Source organism: Undibacterium umbellatum, assembly GCF_014284125.1.
GTDB lineage: Bacteria > Pseudomonadota > Gammaproteobacteria > Burkholderiales > Burkholderiaceae_D > Undibacterium > Undibacterium umbellatum.
In genome coordinates, this window is the sequence record NZ_JACOFX010000006.1 from 73,758 (window position 1) to 86,384 (window position 12,627).

Annotated in this window: 12 protein-coding genes and 1 pseudogene; 4 read left to right on the forward strand and 9 right to left on the reverse strand. The window is 48.1% G+C overall.

What is annotated here, in order from left to right; genetic code table 11:
* Positions 1–4 precede the first annotated feature (4 nt).
* Together H8L47_RS13540 and H8L47_RS13545 are read left to right on the forward strand one after the other, a co-directional pair.
* Positions 5–1,147, forward strand: a complete 1,143-nt coding sequence (locus H8L47_RS13540) for an alginate O-acetyltransferase AlgX-related protein (protein WP_186954136.1) — start codon at positions 5–7, stop codon at positions 1,145–1,147.
* A gap of 114 nt (positions 1,148–1,261) precedes the next feature.
* The gene (locus H8L47_RS13545) at positions 1,262–1,981 is read left to right on the forward strand and encodes an SIR2 family NAD-dependent protein deacylase (RefSeq protein WP_186954137.1); all 720 of its coding nucleotides are present in this window, start codon (positions 1,262–1,264) and stop codon (positions 1,979–1,981) included.
* A gap of 91 nt (positions 1,982–2,072) precedes the next feature.
* Here the strand turns inward: H8L47_RS13545 and H8L47_RS13550 are convergent, their stop codons facing one another.
* From H8L47_RS13550 to H8L47_RS13575, 6 genes are all read right to left on the reverse strand, one after another.
* Positions 2,073–5,084: a hypothetical protein gene (locus H8L47_RS13550; protein ID WP_186954138.1), complete on the reverse strand. Its 3,012-nt coding sequence runs from the start codon at positions 5,082–5,084 to the stop codon at positions 2,073–2,075.
* Positions 5,085–5,228: 144 nt separating this feature from the next.
* Positions 5,229–5,864 carry an SMI1/KNR4 family protein gene (locus tag H8L47_RS13555; RefSeq protein WP_186954139.1) on the reverse strand — a complete coding sequence of 212 codons (636 nt, stop codon included), beginning with the start codon at positions 5,862–5,864 and terminating at the stop codon, positions 5,229–5,231.
* A gap of 40 nt (positions 5,865–5,904) precedes the next feature.
* Positions 5,905–6,483 (reverse strand): hypothetical protein, encoded by a 579-nt coding sequence (locus tag H8L47_RS13560; protein ID WP_186954140.1) that lies wholly within the window; start codon positions 6,481–6,483, stop codon positions 5,905–5,907.
* A 5-nt stretch (positions 6,484–6,488) separates the two neighbouring features.
* Positions 6,489–7,394: a ribosome small subunit-dependent GTPase A gene (gene rsgA / locus H8L47_RS13565; protein ID WP_186954141.1), complete on the reverse strand. Its 906-nt coding sequence runs from the start codon at positions 7,392–7,394 to the stop codon at positions 6,489–6,491.
* Complete coding sequence (locus H8L47_RS13570) at positions 7,394–7,744, reverse strand: 4a-hydroxytetrahydrobiopterin dehydratase (protein WP_186954142.1); 351 nt, start codon at positions 7,742–7,744, stop codon at positions 7,394–7,396. The genes rsgA and H8L47_RS13570 overlap by 1 nt, the downstream gene beginning before the upstream one ends.
* Before the next feature lie 10 nt (positions 7,745–7,754).
* Entirely contained in the window at positions 7,755–9,014 is a 1,260-nt protein-coding gene (locus H8L47_RS13575; RefSeq protein WP_186954143.1) for a M48 family metallopeptidase, read from the reverse strand.
* Positions 9,015–9,056: 42 nt separating this feature from the next.
* Here H8L47_RS13575 and orn point away from each other — a divergent pair, with 42 nt between their 5' ends.
* Entirely contained in the window at positions 9,057–9,653 is a 597-nt protein-coding gene (orn, locus tag H8L47_RS13580; RefSeq protein WP_186954144.1) for an oligoribonuclease, read from the forward strand.
* A gap of 135 nt (positions 9,654–9,788) precedes the next feature.
* On the opposite strand, the gene H8L47_RS13585 is transcribed toward orn, so the two are convergent.
* The 3 genes and pseudogenes from H8L47_RS13585 to H8L47_RS13595 form a co-directional block, all read right to left on the reverse strand.
* On the reverse strand, positions 9,789–10,313 hold the full coding sequence (locus tag H8L47_RS13585) for a DUF4410 domain-containing protein (protein WP_186954145.1): 525 nt from the start codon (positions 10,311–10,313) through the stop codon (positions 9,789–9,791).
* A gap of 80 nt (positions 10,314–10,393) precedes the next feature.
* Positions 10,394–10,828: pseudogene (locus H8L47_RS13590) on the reverse strand (VOC family protein).
* 30 nt (positions 10,829–10,858) lie between these two features.
* On the reverse strand, positions 10,859–11,215 hold the full coding sequence (locus H8L47_RS13595; protein ID WP_186954146.1) for an FKBP-type peptidyl-prolyl cis-trans isomerase: 357 nt from the start codon (positions 11,213–11,215) through the stop codon (positions 10,859–10,861).
* Positions 11,216–11,623: 408 nt separating this feature from the next.
* On the opposite strand from H8L47_RS13595, the gene H8L47_RS13600 reads away from it, so the two are divergent.
* Positions 11,624–12,598, forward strand: a complete 975-nt coding sequence (locus tag H8L47_RS13600; protein ID WP_186954147.1) for a YVTN family beta-propeller repeat protein — start codon at positions 11,624–11,626, stop codon at positions 12,596–12,598.
* Positions 12,599–12,627 lie beyond the last annotated feature (29 nt).

Here is a 12,627-nt window from a genome sequence, read left to right on the forward strand (position 1 = left end):
CATCATGAGTGAGTGTTTTACCTTTGATCCCCAAAAAGCTGGCTGGACACGCTTTATTCCGGTAGCGGCCTTTAGCCTTATCATGCTGGGTGGTTTCGCCGTAACGCAATCATCTTTGCGCGATGTGCCTGTTGAAAAATGGGAAGGCATTGCTGATCCCCGGCGTTTGCTGGAAGGCGAGGCGACACGGCAATTCTCCGCGCAACTGAATGACCACTTCCTGTTAAGCAAATCATTTGCAAAAATTGAACGTGGCGTTACCTGGGTGATAGCAGGCGATACCGGTGCATCAGTGCGCCAGGGCTGCCCGGGCTGGCTATTTTTGTCAGATGAACTCACGCCACATGCCAACGCAGCAGACAATGCCGCCGCCAGGGCAAAAATCATCAGCCAGACTGCGAGTGACTTGCAAAAGAGCGGCATCAAGCTGGTGGTCGCCGTCGTGCCGGATAAAACCCGCATAGAAGAAAGCCATTTATGTGGCCTGCATCGTCCTGCGGCTTTTGCCAATCGCGTGAATGACTGGGTTGCCACGCTGGTCAATAACAGGGTTGAAGTGCTCAACTTCACACCAGCGCTGGCTGCCATGACGGGAGAGCGCTATTATCGCAGTGATTCTCACTGGAATGAGCGTGGTGCTGATCTGGCTGCAAAGACCCTGGCAGAGCGCTTACAAGCGATGAAGCTGGTTGACAAGCCAGTCACGCCGCCTGACCCCAAGGCCATACAAACCAATACGACTGAACGATCTGGTGATCTGATGCGCGTTTCCAATCTGGAGGGACTGCCAGCCTGGATGCGGCCTGCAACTGAAGTGACCCAGGTCAGCAAGGTTGCGCCGGTAGCAGTTGCCAGCGATGACTTGTTTGGTGACGCAGGTTTGCCAACGGTGGCGCTGCTTGGAACCTCCTTCAGCCGTGCTGCGAATTTTGTACCATTCCTGAGCCAGTATCTGGGTGCACCAGTCGCCAATCTTGCCAAGGATGGCGGTGATTTTGATGGTGCTGCCTTTGCCTATCTGAACAGTAAAGAATTCAAAACCCAGCCACCTAAAGTCGTGGTCTGGGAAGTACCAGAGCGCATGCTGCAAAAAACGTTGACAGCATCAGAGAAAAAATGGCTGGCATCATTCAGCTCCAAAAGCTGATGGCAGTACGAAGTATGCATGCAGGCATGACGGCGATGAGGGGATCATTGACATCACCCGCACGGATAATGGTAGGCTGATGCTTCTTTGATGTCTTAAATTGAAGTCAGAAGCGTGAAACCTGAAATACAATCCAACAAAATCGTCATTTTGTCCGGCTCTGGCATTAGTGCCGAGAGCGGCATTCCAACTTTTCGCGATGCGAATGGCTTATGGCATAACTACTCCTGGGAAGCTGTAGCCAGCCCCGCTGGGTGGCGCGCGCATCCAGAAGTCGTTCTGGAATTTTATAACGAACGTCGCAAACACGCTGCAGAGGCACTGCCGAATATAGCGCATTGCGCAATTGCTGCCCTTGAGTCAGCTTACGAAGTAGTCGTGATCACCCAAAATGTCGATGATCTGCATGAAAGAGCAGGCTCCACCCATGTAATTCATGTCCATGGACAGTTGAACTATGCGCGAGGTACTTCTGATGCTCGCAGGCGTTACCGTATCAATGCAGCGCCCATACTTATGGGACAACTATGTGAAGATGGCACGCAACTCCGCCCTGATATTGTCTGGTTTGGTGAAGATGTCGAGTACATGACAGAATCACGGCGGCATATTGAGACTGCGGCTAAGGTGCTGGTGGTTGGTACTTCACTTTCAGTTTTTCCTGCCGCATCGCTGGTCAAGGCTGCGCGGGGCAGGGCAGAGAAAATACTGATTGCCCTGGAAATGGATAAGTTACCCTTTGGTTTCAAGTTCATGCGTGGAAAGGCAGGCAGCATCGTTCCTTTTCTATGCGAGCGTTGGCTAGAAGAAGCGGGCAAGCATAAAATAACTTAGATGCAATTGGATTGCTAACCGCATGCCTACCACATAAAAAAGCGAAGGCTGAATAAATCAACCTCCGCTTTGATGATGAAGATAGCAGGAATTACCAAAGTGCAGTCTTGCAACTCAGCTTGTTCAGATCAAGATTGCTCAAGCTTAAAAAGTAAGAGCCAGGGTCAAGCGCCTTGGCTTTACAGGCCAGAGTTTGCTGTCTCTTCTTGTCTTTCTCCATCGCTGCCTGCATGCTGTACACCCATCCGTAATACGGAAAGACCAGTTCATAGCTGCGCAGGAATTGCAAAGCTTCAGTTCTGTATGCGTCATTACCTGTCTTCTTGAACATCAGGTAAGCTGCTGTTGCATACTGATAGGATGGAGGAATGCCTCTTTCTCTCATCTCGGATTTTCCTGATTCAGACAGCCCATAGCGTGCTGCTTTCAGATATTGCAGCGATTCACGCGACTTGCCTTCGAGTGCAAATATCATGGATTTGGCGAGTACATGATCAAAACTTTCATGCAGGTCTGCATTTCTGACAGTATCCAGATTTGCATCTTTGCCGTCACTTGCCTGCCATGCCACCCAGGCAAAAAAAGGTAAAACGAACTGGTTGCGTTTATTGGCGTCATAAGGCGCCAGGTTGGCAATAGCAAATTCATAGGCTTCTTTTGTGCCACTTTGCTCTAACGCACTCTTAATCAATTGTGCCGACACTGCAAACGTCTTGTTCCTATACTTGTTTGGTGCTGAGGGCTTCAGCAAAAGTTTGATATCATCATTGTTGGGAACTCTGTCTGTGACAGCATGCATGTGCACATAGAGATCATTGACATCCTGAAGATCAATTTGCACTGAATCATATTTCTGAGATTTGAGCCAGTCGTTAATTTGATCCAGGCTCTTTCCTTCCATTCTTTGCGCTACATAAGCAGCAACCCACAATTGGAATGTTTCCGCGGTGGCTGCACGTGGCTGGATAACTTGCCATCCCATCTCAGCCTGGCCTTCCATGAACAGGAAACTGGCGAGGTCACGTCGGGTAAAGTCAGAGTTATAGCGAGCCAGCGCCTGTATGGAGGATTGCATGGCTTCGCCTAGTCGGCTATCTATTAGTTTCAGCCTGGTTTGTGCATGAAATTCTGAAGAACTGCCAGTGCCCATGGCCAGACTGCGTTGATAGAATTGTTTGGCAGCCTCTAACTCTCCTGAGAAAAAGAAACCATGAGCAGGTGCTGCCCAGTCGTGGGATTCTTTCACACGGTCATTGATTTCAGCGCTTTTTGGATAAGCGTTGATGATCTTTAACGCATCTTGCAAAGTCTTTCCTTCTTTTCCTTCTTTTAAATGACGGAATGCTAGTGCGACCCTGGAGTCCATATCACCAGGGTACTGCTTGAGCTTGCTAAGTAATTGCTCTTCAGACGGAGTCTTGAACAAATGAAAGCGAAGAGGGAACAAACCTTGTTTTGTCGCATCTGCTTTTGGTGCCGCCTGTATAGCTGCCATCATCGCGGCTTGTTGTGGTGTCGGCAAGCTGGATGTGAGGAAGCGGTCAGCCTTCAGAATTTTGATCAACTGCGCTTCTTTGGAGCGGGCTTCCTGGATTTGCCTGTCATTGTCAATATTCTGACTGCCATTGCCTATGTAATGGTCTGACAAAGAACTTGTGGCAAGCCAGCTGTCATAGCGCTGCAGATTAACTATCATTTGCAGGTACGGCTTGAGCAAGGCTTGCTTGTGAACCAGAAAATCACCAGCATTACCGGTAAATTTCATGGATTGTTGCGCTGTGTGCTTGATCTGTTGAAGGTAAGGATGGCCGGCAATATCTTCGGGCGATTGCGCCAGAAGCATTAAACCTTGTTCAGGTAGGCCAAGGAAGCGTACATATCTTGCTGCATTTTTGTAGTGGGACAACAGTCGCCAGTCCTGATACAGTGCCAATTCTGCACTGCTAAGTGCCTTTGCCTGCCCGTTCTGAGTTTTGGATGAAGGACATGATTCCGGCGTGGGCAAACCTGAGAAGTAAGCCGCTATATCGCAAAACTTGACAGGCTTGGATGGATCTTCAATGTTCAGGCGCTCATTCATCAATAATCGCGTCAGCGCAGGCAATTTTTCTAAACCATGGGTATCACTGGGCTTACCGTTTGCTCTGGCTAATAGTTTGGCGACTTGCGAGACAATCGGGTCTGTGGACGACAACAGCATGGGGGAGATTTCATAGCTGCCTGTCAGACTGAGCCCCAACTGTTGCAAGGCTAAAGTTCGTATCACCTGCGCTACAGGAGGGGCCGATGGCCCCATATCTGCCTTGGCATAAGCTCTGGCCAGCCATGCACGTTTCAGTGGTGACATCAAGCGACCATAGTCGAGAATTGAGGCTTTAACATAATCGTAGGCAGGCAATAATGTGCCAACTGCCAGGGCATGGCAGGCTTGTTGCAAACGGTCTTTACCTGACGCAGGCAAAGAGAAGTCCCAATTGCTCTCTGCGCAAATGCTACCGTCGTTGCTGGCAGCAGGGGGCTCTCCGGCTTCCTTCAAGCCTGCTTCTTTAAGCAAGGCCGGCAGGGATTTTTTGATGATATCCAGCGCCTGCTCCGGGTCTTGAGGTAATTCCAGCGATTTATGTGCCTTGATGCTCTCATTTTGACTGCGTATGACGAGCGTAACAAAATTCTGCCCTTTATCTTGTCCAAGATAAAGCATGATCAATTTCTGTTGCTGGTATTGCTTGAGCAAGGCTTGTAATGTGGCCTCATCGAAACTGCGTACGAAGGGGCCATTGATATCTGCCAGATCGGTTTGCTGTACTGTGTGTATGCCACCAAGGCTTAATGCTTCGTCCAGTTGCGCACCGACTGCTGCACGGAATGAAGGCGCAAATCCAAGAGCCTGGGTTTGCACCGGCAGCACGATATACTTTGTTGACTCAGTGATGGCGTTTTCCGGAATCTTGATAGTACGAAACTTCTCATCAGGTGTCATGCCAATTGCGGACAAGGCAGTCGCCAGCCTGTCTGCTTGCGGCCAGGTTTCAACTTGTTTTTTAGCTGGCGCAGGAGTAGTGGTTTCGACTGGTGCTGGCTTACTGCATGACAGCGATGACATGCAAAGTAAGCTCAGAAGTGCTACATTTTTAATGTGTAAGTAATTGCGCATTCGGATGTTTTCAGCAAAATAATGGCATGGAATATCCATGAAACATTACATTCTGTCAATCCAATTCAGCTTTACTTGTTTTTTTGAAATGTTTTAATACAGCCATTTCCTGACAAGTTTTGGCCCATATCTCTGGGCAAGAAGTTCAAGGCCTGCTTCTTCGTTCTCGTGTATTTCTGCGAGGCAGCGTATCATTAGCGCATCAAGGTATTCTTCCACTGAGGTGAAAAAAGGGCAGAGCAAGTTGTCGTCATCATGGTCAAAATAAAAGACTTCGCCGCTTTCACGAAGAAAGCAAAACATATTGCCATTACCCAGGTAGTCACCAAAGACTATCATATCTTCAAACAGCCTTAGCACTTGCTCATCTTCGTGTTCCAGCATGTCAACTATGCCTGGATAGGCTTCCAGCAAAGGCTGGATAGGCGTATCGCTGTCTTGACTGACACTGCATAATTTTTCTGTCAGTGACAAAGCACCAAATTCCTGGTGGTAGCTCTTTAACGCAGATGGTAACGGGCAAGACAAACGTGTTTCCAGATCGAGAAGCTCAGTCTCGCTGACTGGTTTGAAATGTGCCTCAGTGACATGACCTTCCCATAATGAGGCGTAGGCGGTAATGACTGAACGATACCATGGCACCCTGGTCTCTGAAGTGAGTTGTTCTGGCCAGCACAAATCAGGACAGCCTGGTGGCGGCCAGTGATCAGTTGTCAAGTCGTTTTGCATGGGGTTTCCTGCTTATTGATACATTTCACTCAGGCTACGCTTAATTGCACACTTTCTTGTCAGACTGGCTCAAGACCTTTGCTTGGGTAATCAGTAATTGATAGATAGGGTAGGGCCAGTGCTCAAAAAGCTTCAATTTGCCGCTCACAGGGCAACTGGAAGTAGCGTATATCTTGCTGGAGTTTGTCTGCATATAGCCCATCTTGAATTTAATATCTTCAGGAAATGGGTTTTCTACTTCGAGCAGCATGTCCTTCTTTTTATCCATTTGCTGGAATTTAAATACCAGAGTACGCTCGGGGTGTGCATTGGTACTGACAGCTTGCTCCAGCCTGATTGCTCCATTATTGATACTTGCTTCTATGAAGACAGTCTCACCCGGGAAAACTGAGATTAATTTTTTATTGATCAGAACAGGAAGGGGTGTCTCAAAGGCGCCTTCAAATACATCTTTATTATTAAGCTGGAGTGTAAAGCTTGGTGTACGACAAAAAACCTGCTTGCATAGCTCCTTCACATCCAGCGAAGAGTCGGCAGATTGGGCAAAGGATAAATTTGCTTGCAGGCAGAGTAGGGCGATTATCAGTCTTGTTCTGAAGCGTGCTCGTAGTACATTCATGCGTTTTAATATCCAATTGTTTGCTTGGATTCATGCACCAGTTGTTCAAACATATCATGCCGCATGGTCGAGATATCGCCGTCCTTGACCGCTGCAAGAATCGCGCAACCAGGTTCGGTATGGTGATGGCAATTATAGAATTTGCATTTGCCCAGATGCGGCAAAAATTCTGGAAAGGCGCGTTCCAGCATGCCTTCACTTAAATGATGCAGACCAAATTCCTGGAAACCTGGTGAGTCGATCACATAAGAGTTTGCATCCATGTGATACAGGCGGGTGAAGGTGGTTGTGTGTTTGCCAGTATCCAGCGCTGCAGAGATTTCGCGGGTGGCGATTTCTGCGTCTGGGATCAGCAAATTGATCAGTGAAGACTTGCCCATGCCAGATTGGCCGATGAGGATGGTACTTTGCCCCTGCATCAGATTATGCATGAGCTGGCGTGTGCCTTCGGGGTCTGTTCTGACAGATACTTCATGTACCGGATAGCCCAGTTTGGCATACAGGCCAACGCGTTCTCTTGCCTTGGGCAGAGAGGCGGTGACATCCACTTTGTTTAAGATCAGGTGTGGCTTGATGCCTGCCGATTCGGCCGCCACCAGCGCGCGGGATACCAGATCATCGGTGAAGCTCGGTTCAGTCGCAACCACGATCAGCAACTGGGTGAGGTTGGCTGCCAGCATCTTGGATTTGTACTGGTCAGAGCGGTATAGCAAAGTCTTGCGCGTAGTGATGGCTTCGATGACGCCCTGGTTTTTTGAGGTCAGGGCGTATTCAACAATGTCGCCAACCGAGACATCGCTTTTCTTACCACGGGTCACGCAATGCAACTTGACCTGCTCACCATCAATCTCCGCCTGTACCAGATAATGGCGACCATGGGCAGCAATGACTAATGCCTGTGAACGCGCCATCAGGAAAAACTCTGCTGGAAAATGGCATCTATCTTGGCGGCGCAGATAAAATCATTTTCTGAAATGCCACCTTTACCATCATTGACGGTATGCGTATCAAACTTGATAACGCAGCGGTTGTAAGTGACGACAAGTTCAGGGTGGTGATCTTCTGCATGGATTACATAGGCAATCGCATTGATGAAGGACAGGGTTTCATAGTAATTCTTGAACTGAAAAGTCCTGACGATACGCGGGCCATCCTGCGTCCATTCAGGAGTAGCCGCAAAATAGGCTGGCAGGCTGGCGTCGTCCAGGGCGGTTTCTGTGTGCTGTGATTTTTTCGCCAGCAAGTCTGTGAATTTGATCATGGTATCTCCGTTATTGTGCAGCCAGCAGATGGTTAATACGCACCGATGCTGATGGGTGTGAGTCATAAAACGCCGAATGCAGGGGATCAGGCGTCAGGGTAGATGAATTGTCGTCATACATTTTGACCAGGGCAGTGATGAGGTCATTGGCATGGGTATGTTTGGCGGCAAAGGCATCGGCTTCGAATTCATGTTTACGCGAGGTGATCGCACTCAGCGGTGAAAACAGGAAGGTAAACACGGGTAAGGCCAGCATGAACAAGATAATCGCCATCGCATCATTCTGTGCCAACAGCATAGGATCAACACCCAGGCCAGTGTAGAACCAAACTTGATCTTTGAAAAAACCTAACATGGCCATGAAGACCAGTGACAAGGCGAACATCACTGCCATACGTTTGATGATGTGCTTGAGCTTGAAATGACCCAGTTCATGCGCCAGCACAGCTTCAATTTCATTCGGTGCCAAGCGTTCCAGCAAGGTATCATAAAACACGATACGCTTGGCTCCACCAAATCCAGAGAAATAGGCATTACCATGGCCAGAGCGTTTGGAACCATCCATGACAAAGATGCCTTTCAAAGCAAAGCTGACACGCTTGCTCAGGCTTTCTATGCGTTCGCGTACTTCTTCATTGTCCAGTGGCCAGAACTTGTTGAACAAGGGGGCAATCACGACAGGGAAAATCAGCATGATCAGCATCTGGAAGGCGATGAAGAATGCCCATGCATACAGCCACCAAAGGCTGCCTGCTTTTTCCATCAAGGTCAGAATCACCCAGATCAGGGGCAGACCCAGCACTGCACCTATCACGGCATTCTTGATCATGTCGGTGAAAAACAGTCCCAATGTCATCTTGTTGAAGCCAAATTTTTCTTCCAGCACGAATTGCGAGTAATAGCTGAAAGGGAATTCGATGATGCTGCTGATGATGGTAAACGCGACCAGTAAACTAATTTGATACCACATGCCTGGTCCCGTCAGTTTCACAAGATACACGGACAGCCATTGCAGACCGCCAAACAGGGTAAAACCAACCAGGACGAGGGCGTTCACTAACAGCATGACCATGCCCAGCTTGGTCTTTGCAATAGTGTAATCCGCTGCCTTTTGATGCGAGGCCAGGCCTATTTTTTCTGCGAATTGTGCAGGCACAGCCGCGCGGTTACGAAGGATGTGTCGGATATGACGGGAGGCCAGCCAGAACTGAATTATCAGCGTCAATAGCAGGAAGGAAACGAATAAAACCGAAAAAGCGACTGAAATCATGGGAAAATGTGACATTCGATAAGTAATAGCCAAGGAAGAATTATGTCACAAGCGACCGACATTCAAACAAACACTGCAAATCCTGCCACACCAGCACGCCCAAACGAGTTGAACCTGATCTGGCTGGACATGGAAATGACAGGCCTGGACCCGGATACAGATCGTATCATTGAGGTGGCTGTGGTGGTAACTGATTCACAATTGAATGTATTGGCGGAAGGCCCTGTATTTGCAATTCATCAATCCGATGAAACCCTGGACAAAATGGATAACTGGAACAAGGGCACACATGGCCGCTCTGGCCTGATCGACAAGGTCAAAGCCTCCACAGTCACAGAAGCGGATGCTGAAGCTGCCTTGATCGCTTTCCTGAAGCCATTTGTTCCAGCTGGTAAATCACCTATGTGTGGCAACACCATTTGCCAGGATCGCCGCTTCATGGCACGCGGCATGCCCAAGCTGGAAGCTTTTTTCCACTACCGCAATCTGGATGTGTCAACACTGAAAGAGCTATGCCGCCGCTGGAAGCCAGAACTGGCATCCGGCTTTAAAAAGCATCAAAAGCATACAGCTTTGGCGGATATTCTGGAATCAATTGAAGAATTGAAGTATTACCGTGAACATTTTATTAAAGAATAAATCGGTTTGAGATTGTTTTTGCTAAGACTTAGCCAAATGTAAAATGCTCAATGTAAAAAGCTCCCGCGCTGTCATCTTGCCGGGAGCTTTTTTAACGTACAACTAAATGCATTGCAATATAGCAATCACAATGTTTTATGACATTTTTTTGCCACTCAAGTGTTCTACTGCCAATTCAGCAAATTTTTCATACAACCAGCTCAGTCGCATTCCGTCCTGTCCGCCGGCAAGGCCGCCGAGCGCATAAGAAGCGCTGACTTCGAAGCGATTGATTTCCTTGCCGGTCGCGTCTTTCAGGATAACATCGCCGACGATATGATCATCACCGGCCATGAAGCCGAACATGATGGCCGTAAAGGCGGAGCGAACACGAAAATCCTTAACCAAGATCTCTACTGTATTGCTTGCTTCTGTATTGTTTTCGTTAAGTAGGTTCCGTGAGGACATTGCTCGTTTGACATTGCCAACCAAAGTATTCTGATCGAATTTTAAATTATCGGCGACTTGTTTCTTGGCTTCTGTAGACAATGATATGGAAACGGATTTAGCGGGGCGATTTGATAAATATTGCTTGTTGCCAGTATCCGCGTGCTTGACTCCAGACGCGCAACCAACGAGTGAAAATGCAATTAAACTTGTGATGAAGAGGCGAGCGAACATGAACTTCCTTCGTGATTTAGAATTGACCGTGAAATTACGGCCCGCCATTAGACTTGAAAGTTCTTGTCTTTACAATATATTTAAAAAATAATTAATCCTTCGTAGGAAAAATGCTTGAAGCTTTCTAGGCGAGTTTGCCAATCTCCCTCATGTAACTCCAGCTTGTACCCGTCGGGGTCTAACAAATAAGGCGAATCGCCTTCGCTTTGATTGGTTTTCCAAAGTTGGAATTCGCCAGCATCTGCTTTTTGTGAGAAAACTTCAAACGCCTCCCTGGTAACCGAAATTGCGCTGTGGGTATATTCTACAAGGGGACTGGTACGGCATTCCATATCCAGCGACAGACAGATCCAGTCGTCGCCAGCCAGCAGGTAAGCACCGCTTTTCCAGCGCGCCAGCGGTTTCTAGCCCAGCACTTCCACATAAAAGTGGAAAGAACGCTCCAGGTCTGAAACGGATAGCGTCAAATGATTCAAGCCCGTGACGGCGGCCACGGGCTTGTTTAAGTCAGGCATGCTGAGTTTTGATTGGTATCGCGAGGGAAATTAAACGCCCAGCAATTCCACTTCAAATATCAAGGTTGCATTGCCTGGGATAACACCGCCCGCACCACGTGGACCATAGCCCAGGCTGGATGGAATCGTCAGAATGCGGGTGCCGCCAATTTTCATGCCTTGTACGCCTTCATCCCAGCCCTTGATCACGTGACCAGCACCGAGAGGGAAAGAGAATGGGTCATTGCGGTCTTTGCTGGAATCAAATTTTTTGCCTGCGCTGCCGTCAGGATTTTGCAACCAGCCTGTGTAATGCACAACGACGTGGTTGCCTGCTTGCGCTTCAGCGCCCTCTCCAACGACTTTATCTTCGTATTGCAAACCGCTTACTGTAGTAATAGTGCTCATTATTTCTTCCTTGTTTTTGCGCTGGGGAACGCGGGTCATTTATTTCAGGCTTTGCCCTTGCAAGACAGGCGGGTGAACGCAGTCCTGTGCCGTACATCGCCAGATATTATTCAATTTATTGCTTACCAGTAATTGTCAATATGGCAGTGCGAAAGACACAAAGACAAAATGAAATCACTGTTCTTCCATGAATTAAGGATTACATTGAAAAAAAGCTGGCGCAATTGTAGAGCAAAAGAAAAGACTTGGGACAGCTCAAGATCATTTCTTATTTTAAAAGCAATGCGATGAAGCTTGATTTTGAACAAATTAAGTGAAAAAGCTGAAAAACAATTGAAGGAAAGCTCTTTCCTTATTGTCATGCGCTGTAAAATGCGAGTTCGATTTATTTTTTTGCGGTCCTCTTTCATGCGTAGTCGTATTCTGTTGTCGTCTTTGGCGTTTGCTTTCCTTTCTGGTTTTTCAGCACATGCTGCTCAGGCCAATGTTGTCGTGGTGTTGAATTCGCGCGATGCCACAGTGACTCTGTTGGACCAGACCACCTATAAAGAAATCAGTACTTTCCCTGTCGGCAAGGAACCCCATCACCTGATGGCAACGCCAGACAATAAATCCTTGATCGTGGCGAATGCTGTGGGCGATGATCTGGTATTTCTTGATCCCAAGACGGGGCAAATACAGCGGCGTATCAAAGATATTGTTGACCCATACCAAATTGGCTTTTCACCTGATCAAAAGTGGTTTATTTCTAATTCCTTGCGGCTTGATCGTGTCGATTTCTATAAGTTCGATGGACAGGACATGAAATTAGTACAACGAGTACCCTTAGCCAAGTTGCCCAGCCATATGGCTTTTGATGCGGCAAGTACTACGGTATTCATCACGCAGCAGGGTAGTGATCAGGTCTCTGCTATTGATCTGGCGACTCAAAAGGTCAAATGGACCATCCCTGTTGGCAAATTGCCAGCGGGCATAACCATGACACCAGATGACAAGTATCTATTGGTCGGCATCATGGGTAGCAATTATGTCGAAGTCATCGACTGGCGTACGCAAAAAACCGTGAAGAAAATCAAGGCAGGCGAGGGTACGCATAATTTCCGCGCCCTGGGTGATAAGCGTCATACCTTTGTCTCTAACCGCACTTCCAATGAAATCAATATTCTGGATCAGCAAACACTGGAAATCGTTGGCAGCATCCCAGTGCCTGGCGGGCCAGATTGCATGGAGGTCAGCGAAGACGGCAAAACCCTGTGGGCCACCCTGCGCTGGATCAAGAAAGTTGCCGTGATCGATATCGCCTCTCGTAAAGTGATCAAGATGATACCGGTAGGCCGCTCCCCGCATGGTGTCTACTTTGCCAACCGTGCCGGCAATATGTAAATTGCCGCGCTCTTTGCACCTGGTATTGC

Excerpts from the sequence above, each read along its gene's own strand:
- H8L47_RS13585 (WP_186954145.1), bottom strand. The coding sequence starts at position 10,313 with ATGTTCGCTCGCCTCTTCATCACAAGTTTAATTGCATTTTCACTCGTT.
- H8L47_RS13560 (WP_186954140.1), bottom strand. The coding sequence starts at position 6,483 with ATGAATGTACTACGAGCACGCTTCAGAACAAGACTGATAATCGCCCTA.
- orn (WP_186954144.1), top strand. The coding sequence starts at position 9,057 with ATGTCACAAGCGACCGACATTCAAACAAACACTGCAAATCCTGCCACA.
- rsgA (WP_186954141.1), bottom strand. The coding sequence starts at position 7,394 with ATGGCGCGTTCACAGGCATTAGTCATTGCTGCCCATGGTCGCCATTAT.
- H8L47_RS13555 (WP_186954139.1), bottom strand. The coding sequence starts at position 5,864 with ATGCAAAACGACTTGACAACTGATCACTGGCCGCCACCAGGCTGTCCT.
- H8L47_RS13570 (WP_186954142.1), bottom strand. The coding sequence starts at position 7,744 with ATGATCAAATTCACAGACTTGCTGGCGAAAAAATCACAGCACACAGAA.
- H8L47_RS13600 (WP_186954147.1), top strand. The coding sequence starts at position 11,624 with ATGCGTAGTCGTATTCTGTTGTCGTCTTTGGCGTTTGCTTTCCTTTCT.
- H8L47_RS13595 (WP_186954146.1), bottom strand. The coding sequence starts at position 11,215 with ATGAGCACTATTACTACAGTAAGCGGTTTGCAATACGAAGATAAAGTC.
- H8L47_RS13575 (WP_186954143.1), bottom strand. The coding sequence starts at position 9,014 with ATGATTTCAGTCGCTTTTTCGGTTTTATTCGTTTCCTTCCTGCTATTG.
- H8L47_RS13550 (WP_186954138.1), bottom strand. The coding sequence starts at position 5,084 with ATGTCATCGCTGTCATGCAGTAAGCCAGCACCAGTCGAAACCACTACT.
- H8L47_RS13540 (WP_186954136.1), top strand. The coding sequence starts at position 5 with ATGAGTGAGTGTTTTACCTTTGATCCCCAAAAAGCTGGCTGGACACGC.